Origin of the sequence: Pseudomonas sp. URIL14HWK12:I12 (assembly GCF_003097135.1) — a bacterium.
Lineage (GTDB): Bacteria > Pseudomonadota > Gammaproteobacteria > Pseudomonadales > Pseudomonadaceae > Aquipseudomonas.
Genome location: NZ_QEQL01000001.1, coordinates 998,556 through 1,017,931 on the forward strand (window position 1 = coordinate 998,556; position 19,376 = coordinate 1,017,931).

Genomic DNA, 19,376 nt, shown 5'->3' on the forward strand with positions numbered 1-19,376 from the left:
CTTTCCCCATCGCCCCCATCTGCGCTCGCGCGCACCTTCTGAGGTTTTCAGGATGAGCACCCTCGTTCCCTGCATCATCGCCGGCGGCGCCGGCACTCGTTTGTGGCCAGTTTCGCGTGAGGGCATGCCAAAGCCTTTCATGCGCTTGCCTGATGGCGAAAGCTTGCTGCAAAAAACCTTTACACGCGCTGCAGCGCTGCCGGGTGTGGAGCGAATCGTCACGGTTACCCAGCGCGAGCAATACTTCCGCACCCAAGACGACTACCGCCGGTACAACCTGCGCAAGCTGGCGGTGGATTTTCTTCTAGAGCCCGAGGGGCGCGATACCGCCGCAGCGGTGGCCGTCGCCGCACTTCACGTGGCCCATGCCTACGGCGAGGACGCTCAGATACTGGTATTGCCCGCTGACCACCTGATTCAGGATCAGGCAGCCTTCACCGAGGCGGTGGCGGCTGCCCAGGCCGTGGCCACCGAGGGCGCCTTGGTCACCTTTGGGCTGGTGCCGACCCGCGTGGAAACGGGCTTTGGGTATATCGAGCTGGGTTCAGCATTGACCCACGGCGCTTTCGAAGTTGCACGCTTTCTCGAAAAACCGGACCAAGCGACCGCTGAAGACTTCGTGGCAGGCGGCAACCACTTGTGGAATGCAGGGATGTTCTGCATGCGGGTTGACGCAATTCTTCGGGAACTGGGCCTATACGCGCCCGCGATCCTGGAGGCCGCCCAAAGCTGCCTGGCTGCAAGCCCCCGCAAGCAGGGCCAGAGTGAAACCCAGGTAGAGCTGGCCGCCGAGGCCTTCAAGCAAGCACCCTCGCTGTCGATCGACTACGCAGTGATGGAACAATCGCGCAATGTCGCGGTGCTGCCTTGTCAATTGGGCTGGAGCGATATCGGCTCATGGCAGGCGATCCGGGAATTGGCACCGGCCGATGCACAGGGTAACCAATGCAACGGGGAGGCAGTGCTGCACGATACGCACAACTGCTATATCGACTCACCTCGCCGTGTGGTGGGTTGCGTTGGGGTCAAAGACCTGGTGATCGTCGACACACCCGATGCGTTGCTGATTGCCGACACCCACCGCAGCCAAGAGGTTCGGGTGATCGCCAAGGCGTTGAAAGACCGGGGCCATGAGGCCTATCGCCTGCACCGCACCGTCACCCGCCCATGGGGCACCTACACCGTGCTCGAGGAAGGCAAGCGCTTCAAGATCAAGCGCATTGTGGTCAAGCCGCAGGCGCAGCTGTCGCTGCAGATGCATCACCATCGCAGCGAGCACTGGATCATCGTCAGCGGCATGGCCAGGGTAACCAACGGCGAGGAGGAGTTCCTGCTCGACACCAATGAATCGACCTTCATCAAGCCTGGCCGGGTGCACCGGCTGGTGAACCCGGGGGTGGTCGACCTGGTGATGATCGAGGTGCAGAGCGGCGAGTACCTCGGTGAAGACGACATCGTGCGCTTCACCGATGTGTACGGCAGGGTCAGTTGAACAGTTCGCTCAACGCGATGAACGCGACCGGCGCGCCCGGGCTGAACGTTTCGCCTTCGGGAATTTCCACAAGCCCCTGTGCCCATGCTGCACTGCGCAGCACACCTGAGCTCTGATTGGGGTAGAGAACGGCACGGCCTCCTTCGAGCCTGGCACGCAGGAATTCGCGACGCCCGCCTGCCTTCGGCCAATCGAAACCTGCCGGGACGCTCACCCTCAGTGGCTCGACCGCCTGGCAACCGAGCCGGCGCAGCAGGTAGGGCCGCGCCAATAGCCCGAAGGTGACCAGGGTCGAGGCAGGGTTACCCGGCAGGCCCAGCACCGGTATGCCCTGGTAGTGGCCGAAGGTGAGCGGTTTGCCGGGCTTTATCGCCAGCTTCCAGAGGGCCAAGGTACCGCCCTCCCGTAGCGCCTGGCCGAGGAAGTCAGCCTCCCCCACCGACACCCCACCTGTGCTGAGGATAAGGTCCGCACGCTGGTAGGCGGCCAGGCGCTCACGCGTCAGGGCCAGGTCATCGGGCAGAATACCGGCGTCCACCACCTCGCAACCCAACCGCTCCAGCCAACTGCACAGCAGCCGGCGGTTGCTGTTGTAGATTTGCCCCGGCCCCAAGGGCTGCCCTGGCTCGACCAGTTCATCCCCGGTCGAAAGCACTGCCACCACCGGCTTGCGCACGACCGGTAATCGATCCAGGCCCACAGTGGCAGCCAGCCCCAGCTCAGCCGGCCCCAGCCGCGCGCCTCGTTCAAGTACGGTCTCACCGCGCACGGTTTCCTGACCTTTGGGGCGGATGTTTTGGCCTGGCCGTAGGGCGTGCAACAATTGCACACGACCGTCGCTCAGCAGCTCGGTGTTTTCCTGCATTTCGACGCAATCGGCACCCTCGGGCACCGGGGCGCCAGTGAAGATCCGCGCGCAGGTACCCGGCTGCAGGCGCTGCGGCGCAGCGCCTGCCAGAATCTTCTGGCTCACAGGCAGCGGCTGCCCCCCTGCATCGGCAAGCCTGAGCGCGTAGCCATCCATCGCACTGTTGGGCCAAGGCGGCACATCGAACGCAGCGGTAATGTCCTGGGCCAGTATGCGCCGGTCAGCCTCGGCCAGCGGTACTTGCTCTACTTGCTGGATCGGGGCGGCATAGGCCGCCTCCAGTAACAACGCCAGCGCTTGCTCCAGCGACAGCAGGGGTGAACGCTCAGCCACGGCTTTCACACGGCGCAGCTTGCTTGAGGTGCGGCACGAAATTGCACGGTCGAAAGCGCGCATCCAGCTGCTCTGCCAAAATGCCATCCCACGCAGTGCGGCAAGCATTGGTCGACCCAGGCAAGCAGCAGACCAAAGTGCCGTTGGCAAGGCCGGCGAGCGCTCTGGACTGCACGGTGGAGGTGCCAATGTCTGCGACCGATATCTGCCGGAACAACTCGCCGAAGCCGTCGATGCGCTTGTCGAGCAAGCACGCGACCGCCTCGGGCGTGCTGTCGCGGCCAGTGAAACCGGTGCCGCCAGTCACCAGCACCACTTGCACCACCTCTTCAGCGATCCAGTGAGCGACCTGCGCCCGGATGCGGTACAGGTCATCTTTGAGCAGCACGCGCTCAGCCAGGCGATGGCCGGCGGCGGTGAGGCGATCAACGAACAGTTGGCCAGAGGTATCATTTTCGAAGCTGCGGGTGTCACTGACGGTGAGCACCGCAATGTTGAGCGGCACGAAGGGCGTGTCGGCCTTGGCTTTCATGGCAGGTTCCGATTGTTTGCGGCGGTGGGCGGTGTTATATCACAGCGACCTGATACCTGCGCAGCGAGCCTGCCATGCCCGCCCATGAGCTGTCGTTATCCGTTTTGCTGTTGGCCGGTGGCCAGGGCCTTCGCGTGGGCGGCCAAGACAAAGGCCTGCTGACCTGGCGGGGTGAACCCCTGATTGCCCACCTGCACCGGCAGGTTCGTGAGCTGACCGACGATCTGATCATCTCCTGCAACCGAAATCCCGATCACTATCAGCCTTGGGCAGACCGCCTGGTCACTGACTCGGAACCCGATTATCCCGGCCCGATGGCCGGCTTGCGTGCGGGCTTGGCGCTCGCACGCCACCCTCTTGTGCTGGTACTGCCTTGCGATACTCCAGGCATCGATCAGACATTGCTCGCCCCCTGGCTCGCACTGGCGAGGCAGGCACCTGGGGTGCCCACATTGATTCGCCAGGGTGGTCAGTGGGAACCCCTCATGGCAGTGCTGCCCCGAACGTTGGGGGCTGTTTTCGAACGTGCCTGGGCCGCTGGCGAGCGCAGCCCACGACGGGTTATGCTCGCCGGCGAGGTGCAGGCCTATGACTGCCCGGCACATGACCCGCGCCTTGCCAACCTCAATACCTTGGCATTACTTGATACCTATCAAGGAACCTGATCCTTGGGCCCGCGCAAGGAACTTAACCCCCTGCACGTGCGTCCCACAATGCGATAAACCCTGTTTTCATTTCGGAGAGTTCTGTAATGACCACCCGCATCGTTCCTGCCGTCCTGCTCGCTGTCGGCCTGGCTGCCCTGGCAGGTTGTTCGACGCCCAACGTGATCACCCTCAACGACGGGCGCGAGATCCAGACCGTCGATACACCTAAGTACGATGACGACACTGGCTTCTATGAATTCAAGCAGTTGGATGGCAAGGTCACTCGCATCAACAAGGATCAGGTTCGGACCGTAAAAGAACTGTGATTCGGGCCCGTGCGAGCTGATTAATCCTCTTGCTATCAAGGGCTTGCACAAGCCAGCCCGCAGCAGTATGCTTTTGGCCATCGGAGTGTAGCGCAGCCAGGTAGCGCGTCTCGTTCGGGACGAGAAGGCCGCAGGTTCGAATCCTGTCTCTCCGACCAACTCATGAAAAAACCCGCCTATCGGCGGGTTTTTTCATTTTTGCGCCCCCACCCTGTTCAAGGCCAGCCCAGCTCAAGCCGGCTGGTGAAGTGGCGTGGTTCTCTGGTAATCGGGTCGTCAAAAGCAACCGACTGGGCAAGGAGCTTCAGCGGCTTGTCAAAATCATCCTGTTGGCCCTCCGGGGCCACCGCAGGGTAGAAGGGGTCATTGCACAACGCAGCCCCAAGGCCTGCCATATGCACCCGCAGTTGATGGGTTTTGCCGGTGACCGGCCACAATTCGTATCGCCACCAGTGCTCTCGCCGCTCCAGGACATGAATGTGAGTTTCACTGTTGGGCTCACCAGGGACTTCACACATCCGGAAAAACGGCTCCCCTTTCACCATGCGGCTCGCATGGCGGTGCGGAAAGCTCAGCGTCGGCAGGCCCGGCGCAATAGCTTGATAAACCTTATGGATTCGCCGCTCGGCGAACAGCGCCTGATAGGCCCCACGCGAAGCCGGTTGAGCGGAGAACATTACCAAGCCTGCCGTGTGCCGATCGATGCGATGCAGCGGCACCAAGTCGGCATTGCCCAGCGTACGGATCAAGCGGCGCAGCAAGGTTTGCTCCACATACTTCCCTGCGGGCGTAACGGGGAGAAAATGCGGCTTGTCGGCGATCACCAGATGCTCATCCTGGTACAGCACATGCTCCTGCACATCGATCAGCGGCTCGCCCGGCACCTCACGAAAGTAATGCACTCGCATGCCCTGACGATAGGGCGTGGTGCGTGCCAGCGGCTCGCCGGCGGCATCCAGCACGCGCCGACGGGCAAAGCGCTCTTCCCACTGCTCGGCAGGTACTTTGGCAAAATGCGCGCAGAGGCAATCGAAGACCGTGGCCCAGGGCCCAGCTGGCAGCACAAGCGTGCTGGCCTGGCGGGCGGCTGGATCGAAGCAGGAAGCTGACATGCTGGAGCTCGTTGAGACAGTAGAGCGCGTATTATCCGCTATTACACCGCCACAGGTACCGACGGCGCCTCGCACAGGCTGCGCAATTTGCGAAGCACTTGCACGGGCTCCCAACGAGAAGGGTCGTACAGTGCGTAGGCCGTGCCCTCATAGCCCACTACGTCGAGCCCGCGGTGGTAACCGGCGCGCTGGAACAAGGCTTCGATTTCCGCGAAGCAGGCATTGAAATGAACCTTGCCAAAAGGCGTGTCGTGGTCGAGCACCAGGCCTTCGAGCCTCAAGGCAAGTGCCGCTTCCAGCACCGCCTCTGGCGGCATGCGGTTTACGCTGTATTTGAGTTGCTCGATGTTCACCTGGCCGCGCCCCTGCTTTACTGTATGCATATACAGACTACTCATCCCTGAATGGTTCAGCAAGGTGCGAGTGTGCCGCTTGTCGCCGCGCGGCGCTCGCCAGGTTCATTGCAGAAAATGAACGAGCGCTTCGGTATCGAACGGCCATTGCAGCTCTGCGCCGGTGTCGACACGGCGGAGCAAGGGTACACGATCGGCCAGGTCCGGTTGCCCAGCCACGTCTACCAGCTCAACTTGCAGGCCATGCTCGACCAGCGGCATAAGAGCGTCTTCAGCCTGTTCGCAGGCTGGGTGGTGGAAGACGATCAATAGCTGGCATACAGGCAGCATTTGCGCGGCTCCAAAGGCATGGCGGGCCAGGAACTGCACCGCCGACCCTGCCATTGTAGCTACCGCTGGAAACACCAGCGCGCCCGTCAGTCGGTGCTGACCGCGCCGATCTTGTGCAAAGTAATGTCGGCCCCGTAGTACTCCTGCTCCTGGCTAAGGCGCAACCCCACCAGCCTGCGCAGCAGGCCGTAGACCACAAACCCGCCGAGCAAGGCAATCACTACACCCAGCAGCGTACCGACCACCTGGCTGGCCAGGCTCACCCCACCCATTCCACCCAGAGCGCTCTGGCCGAACACGCCACAGGCAAGCCCGCCCCATACTCCGCATAGCCCATGTAGCGGCCAGACCCCAAGCACATCGTCGAGCTTCCATTTGCCTTGCGCAACGGTGAAGCACCACACGAACAAGGCTCCGGCCACCGCGCCAGTTATCAGTGCAGCCACTGGGTGCATGAGATCGGAGCCGGCACACACCGCCACCAACCCCGCCAGCGGGCCGTTGTGCAGGAAGCCTGGGTCGTTACGCCCGGCTATCAATGCCGAGACCGTGCCGCCCACCATTGCCATCAGAGAATTGGCGGCCACCAGGCCACTGGCGTTTTGAAGCGACTGGGCGCTCATCACGTTGAAACCGAACCAGCCAACGATCAGTATCCAGGAGCCCAACGCCAGGAAGGGGATGTTCGAAGGCGCGAACGCAACCAGGCGGCCTTCACGAAAGCGCCCTTGCCGCGGCCCGAGCAGCAGGACTGCCGCCAACGCGAGCCAGCCACCCATGGCGTGCACCACCACAGAACCTGCGAAATCGTGAAAGGGGGCCCCAAAACGCCCCGCCAGCCAAGCTTGCACACCCCAATTGCCGTTCCACATCATCCCTTCGAAAGACGGGTAGATGAAGGCCACGATCAACGCCGTGGCGCAGAGCTGCGGAACGAACCTCGCCCGCTCGGCGATGCCACCTGAGATGATGGCAGGGATCGCTGCGGCAAAGGTCAGCAGGAAGAAGAATTTCACCAATGCATAGCCGTGGTCCAATGCAAGCACAGGCGCGGGCTGCAAAAAGCTGACGCCATAGGCGATCCAATAGCCGATGAAGAAGTAGACAAGGGTCGAAATTGCGAAATCGCTCAGAATCTTCGACAGCGCATTGACCTGGTTTTTCTGGCGAACCGTTCCCACCTCCAGAAATGCGAAGCCGGCGTGCATGGCCAGGACCATCACCGCACCGCACAGGAGGAACAGCGTATTGGTGCCATGGACTAGAGTGTCTACGGCAGTTTGCAGGTTTTCCATCGTTGGCAGGCCTGAAGTGGCGCACCGGCCTCGCCCCCAATGCACCGTTTCAGCACACCTTGTGGATTGGCGAACCACAAAGGTGCACTTAAAGCGCCGGAAGGCAAAGACCAGATGCATATTGCTAGAATTTTTTTATCAAAAACGGTGCGCGCGCCTGGAGCAAAGCATCTTCGCCCCACGTTTGTGCGCCACAGCACCTTCGCGCACCACCCGGCAGCAAAAAATGTACCATCGCTTTACTGAACCTCGGCCTAGCCGAGGGCGTCGAAACGCATACGGACCGTTAACAGGAGGCATCATGGCCAGCACCACGGCAAAAGCAGCACAAGAAGTGCTTGCAGCAGATTTCCAGGCATTGGTTGAAGATGCTGAAAAGCTCCTCGAACACAGCGCCACCCTGGCAGGTGACCAGGCAGATATCCTGCGCGCCCAGGTTCGTGAGAGCCTCGCCCGTGCCCGCGCTTCATTGCACGAAACCGAACAGGCACTACTCGAGCGCGGTCGCGAAGCAGTCGACGCTACCGAAGTATGGGTTCAAACCAAGCCCATGCAGGCAGTAGGCATTGCTGCGGGCCTGGGCTTTCTGATCGGCCTTCTGGCCACAAGGCGTTGAGCATGGACCAGCGCACGGAGATACCGCAACGGCCGCAGGGGTCGCCCTCGCGCGGCCTGCTGGCGGCTTTTCTGGGGTTGGTCCACAGCCACCTTGAGTTGCTCGGCATCGAGCTGCAGGAGCAAAAGGCTCGGACCCTGAGCCTGCTGTTGTTCGCAGGGCTTGCACTGGTATTTGCCTTGCTCGCACTGGTGGCGCTCTCGGGGTTGATCCTCATCCTTCTGTGGGATAACTACCGGATTCCGGGAATGATCGGCCTCTGCGTGTTCTACCTGCTTGCGGGGCTGTTCTGTGCCATGCGGCTGAAGGCGGCGATCTTCGATGAATCCTCTCCCTTCCATGCCACGCTCGAAGAGCTGGCCAACGACCGCGAGCGACTGATGCCATGAGCCGATCCTCAACGCCTTCCGTGGTAGGAGCTTCGCGGCGCGAGATGCGCAAGGCGATCATCCGGCTGCGCATGGAAATGCACCGCCAGGAAATCCGCCAACATGCGCGCGAGGTGGTCAACCCGCTGTCGCGGCTTCGAGGGTTCGGCAGCCACGTGCAGGAAAACCTGGGCATCAAGCATGGCCCACTGTGGGGCGTCGGCTTGGTGGCACTGTTGGGGTTCTTCTCAGGCAAGGGCGCGCGCTCGGGTAAGCTAGGCGCAGTGGGCCGGTTCGCCAAGCTCGCCGCGAGCCTGGCGCCCTTGGTACGCTTACTGCAACGCGCCAGCCGCCGCTGACCTGCCCTAACGAGCGCTTTCGGGCGCTTGATGTGTACGCTCAAGCGCGGCAAGCTGGGCCACGCCCTGATGGAGACTTGCCTTGGACTGGCACACCCTGCTTACCCGCGAACGCCTTGGCAAAACTGTTCACAGCGCCGAAGAACTAGGCCGTAGCCCGTTCCATAAGGACCACGACCGCATCATCTTCTCTGGCGCTTTCCGCCGCCTGGGTCGCAAGACTCAGGTGCACCCGGTTTCAAGCAACGATCATATTCACACCCGCCTGACCCACTCGCTCGAGGTCAGTTGTGTGGGGCGTTCACTCGGCATGCGCGTCGGTGAAACCCTGCGTGATGCCCTGCCCGACTGGTGCGCCCCGGCAGACCTGGGCATGGTGGTGCAGTCCGCGTGCCTGGCGCATGACATCGGCAACCCGCCCTTCGGCCATTCGGGTGAGGACGCGATTCGCCACTGGTTCCAGCAGGCCGCAGGTCGGGGTTGGCTGGATGACATGAGCGATGCAGAACGCCAGGACTTCCTGAGCTTCGAAGGGAACGCCCAGGGGTTTCGCCTGTTGACCCAGCTGGAATACCACCAGGCCGAAGGGGGCATGCGCCTGACCTACGCTACCCTTGGCGCCTATCTTAAATACCCTTGGAGCGCCCGCCACGCAGACGCAGCGGGCTACAAGAAACACAAATTCGGCTGCTATCAAAGTGAGCTGCCTATCCTGGAGCAGGTCACTGCAAAGCTAGGCATTGCACAACTGGCACCGCAGCGCTGGGCTCGTCACCCCTTGGTCTACCTGATGGAGGCAGCCGACGACATCTGCTATGCCTTGATCGACCTGGAAGACGGTGTAGAGATGGAACTGCTCGACTATGCCGAAGTGGAAGCCCTGCTGTTGGGCCTGGTGGGCGATGACCTGCCGGAAACCTATCGCCAGCTGGGGCCGGCCGATTCGCGGCGTCGCAAGTTGGCGATCCTGCGCGGCAAGGCCATCGAACACCTGACCAACGCCGCGGCCCGGGCTTTCGTCGAGCAGCAGCCTGCACTGCTGGCCGGCACCCTCGAGGGCGACTTGGTCGAGCACATGCAAGGCCCTGCCAAGCGCTGCGTGCAAAGCGCAAAGGACATCGCGCGCCAGCGGATCTTTCACGACAAGCGCAAGACCCTGCATGAAATCGGCGCCTACACCACGCTTGAGGTGCTGCTCAACGCCTTCTGCGGGGCGGCGCTGGAGCAACATGGCGGGCGTACGCCGTCGTTCAAGCACCGGCGCATTCTCGATCTGCTGGGGGCGAGCGCACCGCGCCCAGACAGCACGTTGCACGCGGCCTTTCTGCGCATGGTGGATTTCATCGCGGGCATGACTGACAACTACGCCAGCGAGATGGCCATGGAGATGACCGGAGGGGCGCGGCCTGCCTGACGCCACTCCCGCGGAGACCGATCTGAATCTGTTGTAGGAAACTTCCTATTTAGTGCCCTCCCCCCTGTCACTGCGTGTTGCCTGCTCGGCAAATGCGTTACGGTCGCCCCGATACGCATGGCAGGGAAGTTTTCATGAAGAGCATTTTTATCCTCGACGACCACCCAGTGGTTCGCCTGGCAGTGCGCATGCTGCTGGAGGGCGAAGGCTATGGCGTGGTCGGCGAGTGCGACAACGGGGTCGACGGAATGCAGATGATCCGCGATACACAGCCGCAGCTGTTGATCCTGGATATCAGCCTGCCGCGCTTGGACGGCCTAGAATTGTTATCACGCTACCACGCCATGGGGTCGCCGCTGCGCACGCTGGTGCTGACTGCGCAGTCCCCGGCGTTGTTCGCCATTCGCTGTATGCAGGCAGGGGCGTGCGGCTACGTCCGCAAGCAAGAGGAGCTGTCGGAGCTGCTTAGCGCAGTGCGCGCGGTCATGGCAGGCTACAACTATTTCCCGAGCCAGGCGCTGCGCCCCGGGCCGGTGCCACCGTGGCAGCAAGCCGAGCTAGCACTGTTCGAACGGGTCAACGACCGCGAGCTGATGGTGCTGCAAATGTTTTCACAAGGCCGCAGCAACAAGGAAATCGCCGCGAGCATGTTCATTTCGGGCAAAACCGTCAGCACCTATAAAAAACGCCTGATGCATAAGTTGCGTGCCGGCTCGCTGGTCGAGCTGATCGATATCGCCAAGCGGAATGAACTGGTATGACCGTGTGGCTGCCCTGGGCCATTGCGTGCCTGGCGTTGTGCCTGGCCACAGGGCTGTGCTTGTACGCCAGGCGCATGGCCTTGCGTGAGCGCAGGCTCAGGCAATTGCTCGATGCCACCCCTCATCCGATGTACCTGCGCGACCCCCAAGGCCGCCTGCTGAGCAGTAATCAAAATTACCAGCAAAACCTTGTGGTGGCGCAAGACCCGGCGATAGAAGCGCGCCATGCACAAGCGCTGCGTTGTGGCCAAGCAACTGTCGGTGATCGCATCGTACACACAGGCGGCCGGCCCATCACGCTTCACCACTGGGCCCTGCCCGTGCGCGATGACGCCGGCGAGGTAGCAGCCCTCGCCTGCGGCTGGGTCGATATCAGTGAGCGCAGCGCCCGAGAGGCGCAACTGGACCGCGCCAACGTGGCTAAAACACGCTTTTTGGCCACCCTCAGCCATGAGATCCGAAACCCACTCAATGCACTTACCGGGCTGCTGGAGCTGGCCGCCCAAGACCCGGCCGCCCGTGATGCTGCAACTTTGCAACACGCGCACAGTGCTGGTTTGGCGGTGCTGGCGCTGGTCGACGACGCCCTCGACACCGCCTGCGCCGAAGCGGGGCACGTGCGGGTATCTCCCCGGGCGACGGTATTGAGCGAGCTGCTGCACGCCACGTGCGGCCTTTTCGCCCACCCCGCGCGGCAAAAGGGTCTCGAATTGAGCCTGCACATCGCCCCGGCGGCAAGTGGCTGCTTCACTGTCGACCCCGATCGCCTGCGCCAAGTGCTCTCCAACCTTCTTTGCAACGCCATCAAATACACCGAGCGCGGCCAGGTTCAGGTGCGGCTCAAAGGGCTGGGCGCCCGCCCCGGCCAGGTAGCGAACCTTTGGCTGAGCATCAGTGATACAGGCACCGGCATCTGCGCAGCGGATCAACAACGAGCATTCGCGCCTTTTACCCAAGTGGGCAACCCTAGCCAGCGATCGCAGGGCGGCCTGGGCCTGGGCCTTTCAATCTGCAAGCAAATCGCCCCGCTACTGGGGGCGCGCCTACTGTTGCGCAGCCGCTCAGGCCAGGGCACCTGCGTGGCACTGCGATTGCGCCTGCCGGCAACCGAACCAACAGTTGCAGTGCAGCCCTCCGCGCTCACCGCCCACCCACGCGGTACCCGCGGCAAAGCCCTGATAATCGACGACCATCCCGCCAACCGGCTGCTGCTCACACGCCAGTTAACGCAGCTGGGTTTCGCGCCGATCGCAGTCGCAAGCACGCTCGCCGGCCTACGTGCCTGCCGTCGGGAGCGCTACGTCCTGGTCATCACCGACTGCAGCCTGTCAGGGCATGATGGCTTTACCTTCGCACGTGCCCTTCGCAGGCTTGAACAACGCCAGCAGCGCAAGCCAAGCACAGTCGTCGGCTACACCGCACACACCGGGGCTGCCGTGCGCGAACGCTGCCTGGCTGCCGGTATGGACGGCTGCCTGCACAAGCCCGTCGACATCGCCACGTTGCGTAGCTGCCTGGCGGCCTACTTCGGTGTGAGCAATGGCATTGATCTGAGAGCGCTCGACCATGGCCGCACGCTCCAGCAAGCCATACGCGCGGCCTGCGCCGAAGATCGCCAACGCTTGGCCGGCGTTCTGCCCAGAAATGCCTTGGTAGAACTGGCGCACCGAGTCAAAGGCATGGCCATGATGATAAATGCCTGCGACCTGGCCGCCGCAGCCGCTGCCCTGGAGCAGGCCTGCGCAACCGGTGAGCGGCTCGATCAGGCCCGCCAAGCGCTGGCCGAAGCACTGCTCGAACAGGAGCTCGGCTGCGTTCCGAGCAGGGAGAGGCCTCAGCTTGCCGGTGCAGTGTCAAACTGACGCTACGCGCACGCAACAGCTGCGACGCACATGGCCGCGCGATCAGAAGGCCGCGATGCTTACTGGCCCGATGAGGCTTCTGAGCCCCGCCGCCCTTCCCGGATCCTGACCGGTAGGCAGGCAGCGCTCTCGCCAAGCTGATAGACTTCGCCGCGTCATTACCTGTAAGGATCCGTTTCATGGCTACCAACCGTTCCCGCCGCCTGCGCAAAAAGCTCTGTGTGGATGAATTCCAAGAACTGGGCTTCGAGCTGAACGTGGAGTTCAAGCAAGACCTCTCCGAACAAGCCATTGATGCGTTCCTCGACGACTTCCTCGCCAACGCCATCGATGCCAACGGCCTGGACTACGTCGGCGGCGAAGATTTCGGCATGGTCTGCCTGGCCCAGCGTGGCTCGGTGAGCGAAGAGCAACGTGCTGCGGTCGAAGCTTGGCTCAAAGGCCGCAACGAGCTCACGAAGGTGGAAGTCAGCCCGCTGGTGGATGCCTGGTACCCTGGCAATCCGATCAACGCCAGCGCCTGACCGCTTGCTCAAGGCCACCCCTGCCGGGTGGCCTTTTTTATTTGGAGGCATGCTCGACTGTTACGCTTGGTGCATGTCACAGGCAACGGCCGCCCGTTCCGGCTTGAAGCCCTGGGGCCGGCACGCCCATAATCTATCGCCCTCGCCGTTCAACTCCTTGCCTCAAGGGCCCTGCGATCCATGACAAAACACCTGCGTCCGCTGTTCCTCGCAAGCCTGCTGCCACTGGCGATGTCGATACCCGCCGTGGCTGCGCCGCAAAGCCCCGGTGTGCTCTCGGCCAAGGTCGACCAGGCGCTCAAGACCAACAAACTCCCGGCAGACGCCTTGTCGCTGGCCCTGGTGCCACTCGACGGCCCGGGCGCACCGACTCTCTATAACGCTGATGTGTCGGTTAACCCCGCCTCCACAATGAAGCTGGTGACCACCTTCGCCGCGCTCGAACTGCTGGGCCCCACCTACCAGTGGAAAACCGAGTTCTACACCGACGGCAATCTCAGCGGCGGCATTCTCAACGGCAACCTGTACCTCAAGGGTGGCGGCGACCCCAAGCTGAACATGGAAAAGCTCTGGCTGCTGATGCGAGACCTGCGCGCCAATGGCGTGCAGCAGATCACAGGTGACCTGGTGCTCGACCGCAGCTACTTCAAGATGCCGACCAGCCTGCCGGCGTTCGACGACGACGGCGGTGATGAGAATGCGCCCTTTCTGGTCAGCCCCGATTCGCTGCTGGTCAACCTCAAGGCTTTGCGGTTCATTGCCCGCAACGACAGCGGCCGCCTTGTGGTATCAGCCGAGCCTCCCATCGCCAGCATCCGTATCGACAACCAGCTAAAGGCCTTGCCCGGCGACAAATGCGGCGGTGATGTGCGCTACAACCCAGTCACCCAGGCCGACGGCACGATGAGCGTGGTGGTCAGCGGCGGCCTGGCCAGTGGCTGCAGCTCGCAAACCTACCTTTCGCTGCTGGACCACCCCACCTACACCGCCGGCGCCGTGCGGGCGATCTGGAGCGAGCTGGGCGGCAGCATTCAGGGCAGAGACCGCCAGGCGCCCGTTCCTGGCAATGCCAAGCTACTGGCCCGTGCTTACTCGCCGGACCTGGCCGAGATCATTCGCGACATCAACAAGTACAGCAACAACACCATGGCGCAGCAGCTGTTCCTGAGTATTGGCGCGCAATTCCGTACCGACGCCGATGCCGACGACGGCAAGGCTGCGCAGCGAGTCGTGCGTCAATGGCTGGCACGCAAAGGCCTTGTCTCGCCCCATTTGGTGATGGAAAACGGCTCAGGCCTGTCGCGCGCCGAACGAGTCAGCGCTCGCGAGATGGCAGCACTGCTTCAGGCGGCCTGGCGCAGCCCTTACGCGGCCGAGTACATGAGTTCACTGCCTTTGGTGGGCATGGACGGCACCATGCGCAAACGCCTCAAACGTACGGCAATGGTCGGTGAGGGGCACATCAAGACCGGCACCCTGAATACCGTACGCGCTATTGCGGGCTTCACACGTGACCAGGAAGGCCATACCTACGCTGTAGTGGCGGTCGTCAACGACCCACGCCCTTGGGGCGCCCGGCAGGTGCTCGATCAGATTCTGCTCGACACCTGGAACTGAGCCGCCGGCCGATGTTGCCCGGGGTGAGTTTCCGCCAGCTACAGGTTTACGTACAGGCTGCGCGCTTGGGCGGCATCGGCCAGGCAGCACGGCACCTGAGCCTCTCTCAGTCTGCCACCAGCCAATCGCTCACCGAGCTTGAGCGCCACCTGGGGGTGGCGTTGTTCGAGCGCAGCGGCAGGCGGTTGCTGCTCAACGATGCAGGCCGGCGCCTGCTGCCGCTGGCCGAGCAATTGCTGGATGGGCTTGAGCGTTTCATCGAGCAAGCCCGCGAGCCAGATGGAGGCCTCAACGGCAGTTTGGTGATCAGTGCCAGCGCAACGGTTGGCACCTGGCTGATGCCCCGGCTGATGGGGCGCTTCAGTGAGCTTCACCCGCAGGTAGACATCCAGCTGCGCCTTCGTAACACCGAGGATGTGATACGTGACGTGCTACGGCTGGAGGCCGACATTGGCATACTGGAAGGCCGCATACACGAACCACGGCTTATTGCTGAACGGTGGCGCGAAGACGAACTGGTGGTGATCTGCGCCCCGGGGCACGCCCTGGCGCAGCGCGGCGCCATCGATGAGCAGACGCTGGCGAAAGAGCCGTGGATCCTTCGCGAAGCGGGCTCCGGAACCCGCGGGGTGCTGGAAAGCGCCTTGAGCCCGAATACGCAGCTGAAAGTGCGGATGGAGCTGAGCCAGCCAGAGGCGATCAAGGAGGCCGTGAAGGCTGGCTACGGCCTAGCGTGCTTGTCTCGCCTTGCGGTTGCGGCCGAATTGCAACGGGGAGAGCTGGTCGCTTTGCGGTCTGCGCTGGCTCTGCACCGAACGTTCACCCAGGTATGGCACCCGGCCCGCTACCGCAGCCCGTTGTGGCAGGCATTCAAGGTATTTATGGCCGAAACTTAGCCAGCCTTGGCCTTGCGAACCTCGTCCACGCCACGGTTGGCAAGCGCATCGGCCCGTTCATTGCCATGATGGCCGTTGTGCCCACGCACCCATTGCCAAGTTACCTGATGCCGGTTGACCTGCTCGTCAAGCTGCTGCCAGAGGTCGGCGTTCTTCACCGGTTGCTTGGCAGCGGTTTGCCAGTTGCGCTTCTTCCAGTTGGGCAGCCATTCGCGGATGCCCTTCATCACGTACTCCGAATCGGTGACCAGCGTCACCTGGCAGCTGCGCTTGAGTGCGGCCAGCGCGCGGATCGCAGCAGTAAGCTCCATACGGTTATTGGTAGTGGCCCCTTCGCCCCCCCAGAGCTCTTTTTCAACACCTTTGAACACCATCAGCGCCCCCCAGCCGCCTGGGCCAGGGTTGCCCTTGCAGGCGCCATCGGTATAGATCTCGACTGTATCGCTCATTTCGCTCCGCCCTTGGGGCTTTCGTCCATCTTGGCCACGTTGCGGTTGACCTTTGCCAGCGGCATTGGCAGCAACTTGCCCATAGGTTCGCGGCGTGCCGGGCGCAATGGGCGCAGGCCCACCACAAGCTTGCGCGCTACCAGTATATAGAAGCCGCCGCCCGGCCCCTGCCAGCCGCCAGCCAGGCGCTCCCAACCGGCCATGCGCGCCTGCCAGCGAGCCGAGGCAAGCGGCGGACAATAGCAGCCGAACCGTTTTTTCTCCAGCGCAAAGCCCAGCAGCGCCAGCCAGTCGGTAACACGCGAGGCGGAGAAACAACGCGCTTTGTGCAAGGCATCCCGAGTGAACAGGTGGCGCATTCCCCAAGTGCTCCAAGGGTTGACCCCCACTACCACCAGGTGGCCGCCGGGGCGCACCGCCCTTGCTGCCTCGCGCAACAGCCCGTGGGGCGAGAGGCTGAAATCCAGACCATGCTGGAGCACCACCAGGTCAGCGGCGTGCTCGCTCACTGGCCAGGCCTGCTCCTCACAGGCGATCTCGACGCCGGGTAATGGCGCGCCAAGGCGAACGGTTCGCTGCACCTGTTCTGCCACCGGAGGGGCATCGGCTTGTGGGCCGTAATGCACCAGGTACCCCCCAAAGAACTTGCGCAGTTCTTGGGCCAGGGCTTCTTGTTCCTGGCGCAGCAGCAACTGGCCAACGGGGCTGGCGAACCACTCGCGAGCTTGGCCGATCAGTTCGAGCCATTGTGCATCGGCCTGCGCGAAGGGACGTTCGGACATCGCATTCTCCCCAGATGCCCGTTCAGGGCATAAGATGGTCGCCATACCGAAGATTGGCGGAAGGCCCCATGATACAGATCCAGCCCCTGCGCGCATTCAACGATAATTACATCTGGCTGTTACAAGATACCGCCCAGCGTCGCTGTGCGGTGGTCGACCCAGGCGACTCGGGTCCGGTACAAACGTGGCTCGAAGAACACCGTGACTGGGTGCTGGCCGACATCCTGATCACCCATCATCACCGCGATCACGTCGGCGGTGTCGAGGCGCTGAAGGCTCTGACCGGCGCACGCGTCACCGGCCCTGCCGATGAACAGATCCCCGCACGCGACGTGGCGGTAACCCAGGGGAGCACGGTCGAGGCGCTTGGGTTGGCGTTTGAGGTGCTGCACGTACCCGGCCACACCCTGGGCCATATCATGTATTACTGCGCCGACCATGACGCACCGTTGCTGTTCAGCGGCGACACGCTGTTCGCCGCAGGTTGCGGGCGGCTGTTCGAAGGCACGCCGGCAATGATGCACGATTCGCTGGGCAAAACTGCGACCATGCCCGACAGTACGCAGGTTTACTGCGCCCACGAATACACGCTGAGCAATCTTCGCTTCGCGGCGGCCGTCGAGCCGGCCAATGCCAGTATCGGCCAGCGGCTCGCGCAGGTCATTGCGTTGCGTGAACAAGACGGTTGCAGCCTGCCCTCGACGCTGGCCGTCGAGCGCCAGACCAACCCCTTTCTCCGCACCGCTGAAACATCCGTTAAACAAAAGGCCGACGAACGTAACGGAACTCCTTGCTCCTCTGCAGCTGAGGTTTTCAGGGTGCTTCGGGCTTGGAAGGACGAGTTCTAAGCCTGCTGCCGTTATGCTGATAGGTCATGAGAGGTTGACCCACCGGGGTGCACTTTCTAGAATCGCCGCACTTTTCAGCCCGGAAATGCCAGCCCTCCAATGTCTTCTGCCTCCCGAACCACCCCTACCGCCAGCCCGTTGACCCGGCTGGCCCAAGCGATCGCGGTGGCGTGCTCCATGGTACTGGTGGGCTGCCAAAGCAGCGCCCAGTTGCCGCAAGAGGCAGTGCAGACCCCGGTGCCCAAGCTGGCGCATCGGGTCAAGCCAAAGCCGGTTTTCCTGGATTCACAGCGGGAACAGGCCCCGCGAGACGTGTGGGACCGGATGAGGCTGGGCTTTCAATTGCAGGACGGCCTCGATGTAAACCCACGCGTCGAACAGCAGCGCCTCTGGTTCGTGAGCAATCCCTCCTTCCTCACTGGCGCTGCCGACCGCGGCAGCCTCTATGTGCATTACATCGTCGAGCGCCTCGAAGAACGCAACATGCCACTGGAGCTGGCCTTGCTGCCGGTGATCGAAAGTGCTTACAACCCTATGGCATTGTCTCGCGCCCAGGCGGTGGGCTTGTGGCAGTTCATCCCCTCCACGGGGCGCTACTTCAACCTGCGGCAAACCAACCTTTATGACGGGCGCCGCGACGTCACCGCCTCCACCACCGCAGCGCTGGACTACCTCACCAAACTGCACGATATGTTCGGTGGCGACTGGCTATTGGCCCTGGCCGCCTACAACGCTGGCGAAGGCACTGTGAGCAAGGCCATCGAACGCAATCAGCGCCTGGGCCTGCCCACCGACTACTGGAACCTTTCGCTGCCCCAGGAAACCATGGACTACGTGCCCAAGCTGCTGGCATTGTCGGAAGTGGTTTCCTCGCCTGCCGCTTATGGCATGGAGCTGGAGCCGATTACCAATGAGCCCTATTTCCAGGTGGTGGACGTCGACCAGCGCCTTGACCTGTCGCGGGTCGCGGCGGTAGCTGATATCGATGAAGACGAGCTTTACCAGCTCAACCCGGCGCTGAAAAAACGCGAAACCCTCAACCGCCCCTTACACCTGCTTGTACCGACCGCCAAGGCTCAGTTGGTCAAGGCCACCCTGGCCGACCCCAAGCAACTCGTCGCGCTGCGCCCAATGCGCCCGGCCGTGGAGCGCATCGCCTCAGCTACCCCCGCACGCGCCACTTCCTATACCGTCCGCCGAGGCGACAACCTGGGCTCCATCGCCCGTGCCAACAAAGTTTCGGTACGTGACCTGCAACGCTGGAACAAGATCTCTGGGCACACCCTGAAGGTCGGGCAAACCCTTGTCATGCGCGACATCCGCGCCACCGGTGGGCGCAAGCTGGCGGCGAACAAGCCTGCCAAGCAACGCACCACCCAGTACCGCGTGCGCAAGGGCGATTCCCTCTATCAGGTGGCCAAGCGCTTCAATGTAGAGACGCGCCACCTCAAACGTTGGAACCCCAATGCCAGCAAGGCGCTCAAGCCAGGGCAAATGCTTACTGTCTACCTTGACCGCTGAGCCCTAAGAACACTTTGAAACCTTGCCAAATCGCTCAGCAGCAAGGTATCTGATACTGTACCGGGCAGTTT

The 19,376-nt window shown here is 62.6% G+C and carries 22 protein-coding genes and 1 tRNA gene; 15 read left to right on the forward strand and 8 right to left on the reverse strand.

Annotated elements, in window-relative coordinates:
• Positions 1-52 precede the first annotated feature (52 nt).
• Positions 53-1,492: a mannose-1-phosphate guanylyltransferase/mannose-6-phosphate isomerase gene (locus tag F474_RS04685; RefSeq protein ID WP_097083705.1), complete on the forward strand. Its 1,440-nt coding sequence runs from the start codon at positions 53-55 to the stop codon at positions 1,490-1,492.
• On the opposite strand, the gene glp is transcribed toward F474_RS04685, so the two are convergent.
• Positions 1,485-2,711, reverse strand: a complete 1,227-nt coding sequence (gene glp / locus F474_RS04690; protein ID WP_371916121.1) for a gephyrin-like molybdotransferase Glp — start codon at positions 2,709-2,711, stop codon at positions 1,485-1,487. The genes F474_RS04685 and glp overlap by 8 nt on opposite strands.
• On the reverse strand, positions 2,686-3,225 hold the full coding sequence (moaB, locus tag F474_RS04695) for a molybdenum cofactor biosynthesis protein B (RefSeq protein WP_097083704.1): 540 nt from the start codon (positions 3,223-3,225) through the stop codon (positions 2,686-2,688). Before moaB ends, glp begins: the two co-directional genes overlap by 26 nt.
• Before the next feature lie 74 nt (positions 3,226-3,299).
• Here moaB and mobA point away from each other — a divergent pair, with 74 nt between their 5' ends.
• From mobA to F474_RS04710, 3 genes are all read left to right on the forward strand, one after another.
• Positions 3,300-3,890: a molybdenum cofactor guanylyltransferase MobA gene (mobA, locus tag F474_RS04700; protein WP_097083703.1), complete on the forward strand. Its 591-nt coding sequence runs from the start codon at positions 3,300-3,302 to the stop codon at positions 3,888-3,890.
• A gap of 86 nt (positions 3,891-3,976) precedes the next feature.
• Positions 3,977-4,198: a YgdI/YgdR family lipoprotein gene (locus F474_RS04705; RefSeq protein WP_097083702.1), complete on the forward strand. Its 222-nt coding sequence runs from the start codon at positions 3,977-3,979 to the stop codon at positions 4,196-4,198.
• An 81-nt stretch (positions 4,199-4,279) separates the two neighbouring features.
• Positions 4,280-4,356, forward strand: a tRNA-Pro gene (locus F474_RS04710).
• A gap of 57 nt (positions 4,357-4,413) precedes the next feature.
• Here the strand turns inward: F474_RS04710 and F474_RS04715 are convergent.
• The 4 genes from F474_RS04715 to F474_RS04730 form a co-directional block, all read right to left on the reverse strand.
• A complete protein-coding gene (locus tag F474_RS04715; protein ID WP_097083701.1) occupies positions 4,414-5,310 on the reverse strand; it encodes a pseudouridine synthase in 897 nt (298 codons plus the stop codon).
• A 41-nt stretch (positions 5,311-5,351) separates the two neighbouring features.
• Entirely contained in the window at positions 5,352-5,693 is a 342-nt protein-coding gene (locus F474_RS04720; protein WP_097083700.1) for a transcriptional regulator, read from the reverse strand.
• 75 nt (positions 5,694-5,768) lie between these two features.
• Positions 5,769-5,993 carry a glutaredoxin family protein gene (locus F474_RS04725; protein WP_097084270.1) on the reverse strand — a complete coding sequence of 75 codons (225 nt, stop codon included), beginning with the start codon at positions 5,991-5,993 and terminating at the stop codon, positions 5,769-5,771.
• An 86-nt stretch (positions 5,994-6,079) separates the two neighbouring features.
• Positions 6,080-7,288: an ammonium transporter gene (locus tag F474_RS04730; protein WP_097083699.1), complete on the reverse strand. Its 1,209-nt coding sequence runs from the start codon at positions 7,286-7,288 to the stop codon at positions 6,080-6,082.
• A gap of 301 nt (positions 7,289-7,589) precedes the next feature.
• On the opposite strand from F474_RS04730, the gene F474_RS04735 reads away from it, so the two are divergent.
• The 9 genes from F474_RS04735 (at position 7,590) to F474_RS04775 (ending at position 15,705) form a co-directional block, all read left to right on the forward strand.
• Positions 7,590-7,904: a YqjD family protein gene (locus F474_RS04735; RefSeq protein ID WP_097083698.1), complete on the forward strand. Its 315-nt coding sequence runs from the start codon at positions 7,590-7,592 to the stop codon at positions 7,902-7,904.
• A 2-nt stretch (positions 7,905-7,906) separates the two neighbouring features.
• On the forward strand, positions 7,907-8,293 hold the full coding sequence (locus F474_RS04740; RefSeq protein WP_097083697.1) for a phage holin family protein: 387 nt from the start codon (positions 7,907-7,909) through the stop codon (positions 8,291-8,293).
• Complete coding sequence (locus F474_RS04745) at positions 8,290-8,631, forward strand: hypothetical protein (protein WP_097083696.1); 342 nt, start codon at positions 8,290-8,292, stop codon at positions 8,629-8,631. The genes F474_RS04740 and F474_RS04745 overlap by 4 nt, the downstream gene beginning before the upstream one ends.
• An 82-nt stretch (positions 8,632-8,713) precedes the next feature.
• Positions 8,714-10,045, forward strand: coding sequence for a deoxyguanosinetriphosphate triphosphohydrolase (locus F474_RS04750; protein WP_097083695.1), 1,332 nt, complete (start codon positions 8,714-8,716; stop codon positions 10,043-10,045).
• Between the two features lie 134 nt (positions 10,046-10,179).
• Positions 10,180-10,806, forward strand: a complete 627-nt coding sequence (locus tag F474_RS04755) for a response regulator transcription factor (protein WP_097083694.1) — start codon at positions 10,180-10,182, stop codon at positions 10,804-10,806.
• Positions 10,803-12,668, forward strand: coding sequence for a hybrid sensor histidine kinase/response regulator (locus F474_RS04760; RefSeq protein ID WP_097083693.1), 1,866 nt, complete (start codon positions 10,803-10,805; stop codon positions 12,666-12,668). The genes F474_RS04755 and F474_RS04760 overlap by 4 nt, the downstream gene beginning before the upstream one ends.
• A gap of 179 nt (positions 12,669-12,847) precedes the next feature.
• Entirely contained in the window at positions 12,848-13,192 is a 345-nt protein-coding gene (locus F474_RS04765) for a YggL family protein (protein WP_097083692.1), read from the forward strand.
• 180 nt (positions 13,193-13,372) lie between these two features.
• Entirely contained in the window at positions 13,373-14,809 is a 1,437-nt protein-coding gene (gene dacB / locus F474_RS04770; RefSeq protein ID WP_097083691.1) for a D-alanyl-D-alanine carboxypeptidase/D-alanyl-D-alanine-endopeptidase, read from the forward strand.
• Positions 14,810-14,820: 11 nt separating this feature from the next.
• Positions 14,821-15,705, forward strand: coding sequence for a LysR substrate-binding domain-containing protein (locus F474_RS04775; RefSeq protein WP_097083690.1), 885 nt, complete (start codon positions 14,821-14,823; stop codon positions 15,703-15,705).
• On the opposite strand, the gene rnhA is transcribed toward F474_RS04775, so the two are convergent.
• Together rnhA and F474_RS04785 are read right to left on the reverse strand one after the other, a co-directional pair.
• On the reverse strand, positions 15,702-16,154 hold the full coding sequence (gene rnhA, locus F474_RS04780; RefSeq protein ID WP_097083689.1) for a ribonuclease HI: 453 nt from the start codon (positions 16,152-16,154) through the stop codon (positions 15,702-15,704). The genes F474_RS04775 and rnhA overlap by 4 nt on opposite strands.
• Complete coding sequence (locus tag F474_RS04785) at positions 16,151-16,936, reverse strand: methyltransferase domain-containing protein (protein WP_097083688.1); 786 nt, start codon at positions 16,934-16,936, stop codon at positions 16,151-16,153. The genes rnhA and F474_RS04785 overlap by 4 nt, the downstream gene beginning before the upstream one ends.
• A 68-nt stretch (positions 16,937-17,004) precedes the next feature.
• Between F474_RS04785 and gloB the strand changes: the two genes are divergently transcribed.
• The gene (gloB, locus tag F474_RS04790; protein ID WP_097083687.1) at positions 17,005-17,784 is read left to right on the forward strand and encodes a hydroxyacylglutathione hydrolase; all 780 of its coding nucleotides are present in this window, start codon (positions 17,005-17,007) and stop codon (positions 17,782-17,784) included.
• 99 nt (positions 17,785-17,883) lie between these two features.
• Positions 17,884-19,305, forward strand: coding sequence for a transglycosylase SLT domain-containing protein (locus tag F474_RS04795; RefSeq protein WP_097083686.1), 1,422 nt, complete (start codon positions 17,884-17,886; stop codon positions 19,303-19,305).
• The last annotated feature ends 71 nt before the right edge of the window (positions 19,306-19,376 follow it).

Excerpts from the sequence above, each read along its gene's own strand:
- rnhA (WP_097083689.1), bottom strand. The coding sequence starts at position 16,154 with ATGAGCGATACAGTCGAGATCTATACCGATGGCGCCTGCAAGGGCAAC.
- F474_RS04685 (WP_097083705.1), top strand. The coding sequence starts at position 53 with ATGAGCACCCTCGTTCCCTGCATCATCGCCGGCGGCGCCGGCACTCGT.
- F474_RS04705 (WP_097083702.1), top strand. The coding sequence starts at position 3,977 with ATGACCACCCGCATCGTTCCTGCCGTCCTGCTCGCTGTCGGCCTGGCT.
- F474_RS04725 (WP_097084270.1), bottom strand. The coding sequence starts at position 5,993 with ATGCTGCCTGTATGCCAGCTATTGATCGTCTTCCACCACCCAGCCTGC.
- F474_RS04755 (WP_097083694.1), top strand. The coding sequence starts at position 10,180 with ATGAAGAGCATTTTTATCCTCGACGACCACCCAGTGGTTCGCCTGGCA.
- F474_RS04760 (WP_097083693.1), top strand. The coding sequence starts at position 10,803 with ATGACCGTGTGGCTGCCCTGGGCCATTGCGTGCCTGGCGTTGTGCCTG.
- F474_RS04730 (WP_097083699.1), bottom strand. The coding sequence starts at position 7,288 with ATGGAAAACCTGCAAACTGCCGTAGACACTCTAGTCCATGGCACCAAT.
- dacB (WP_097083691.1), top strand. The coding sequence starts at position 13,373 with ATGACAAAACACCTGCGTCCGCTGTTCCTCGCAAGCCTGCTGCCACTG.
- F474_RS04795 (WP_097083686.1), top strand. The coding sequence starts at position 17,884 with ATGTCTTCTGCCTCCCGAACCACCCCTACCGCCAGCCCGTTGACCCGG.
- F474_RS04715 (WP_097083701.1), bottom strand. The coding sequence starts at position 5,310 with ATGTCAGCTTCCTGCTTCGATCCAGCCGCCCGCCAGGCCAGCACGCTT.
- F474_RS04735 (WP_097083698.1), top strand. The coding sequence starts at position 7,590 with ATGGCCAGCACCACGGCAAAAGCAGCACAAGAAGTGCTTGCAGCAGAT.
- moaB (WP_097083704.1), bottom strand. The coding sequence starts at position 3,225 with ATGAAAGCCAAGGCCGACACGCCCTTCGTGCCGCTCAACATTGCGGTG.
- F474_RS04745 (WP_097083696.1), top strand. The coding sequence starts at position 8,290 with ATGAGCCGATCCTCAACGCCTTCCGTGGTAGGAGCTTCGCGGCGCGAG.
- F474_RS04785 (WP_097083688.1), bottom strand. The coding sequence starts at position 16,936 with ATGTCCGAACGTCCCTTCGCGCAGGCCGATGCACAATGGCTCGAACTG.
- gloB (WP_097083687.1), top strand. The coding sequence starts at position 17,005 with ATGATACAGATCCAGCCCCTGCGCGCATTCAACGATAATTACATCTGG.
- F474_RS04740 (WP_097083697.1), top strand. The coding sequence starts at position 7,907 with ATGGACCAGCGCACGGAGATACCGCAACGGCCGCAGGGGTCGCCCTCG.
- F474_RS04765 (WP_097083692.1), top strand. The coding sequence starts at position 12,848 with ATGGCTACCAACCGTTCCCGCCGCCTGCGCAAAAAGCTCTGTGTGGAT.
- F474_RS04720 (WP_097083700.1), bottom strand. The coding sequence starts at position 5,693 with ATGCATACAGTAAAGCAGGGGCGCGGCCAGGTGAACATCGAGCAACTC.
- mobA (WP_097083703.1), top strand. The coding sequence starts at position 3,300 with ATGCCCGCCCATGAGCTGTCGTTATCCGTTTTGCTGTTGGCCGGTGGC.
- F474_RS04775 (WP_097083690.1), top strand. The coding sequence starts at position 14,821 with ATGTTGCCCGGGGTGAGTTTCCGCCAGCTACAGGTTTACGTACAGGCT.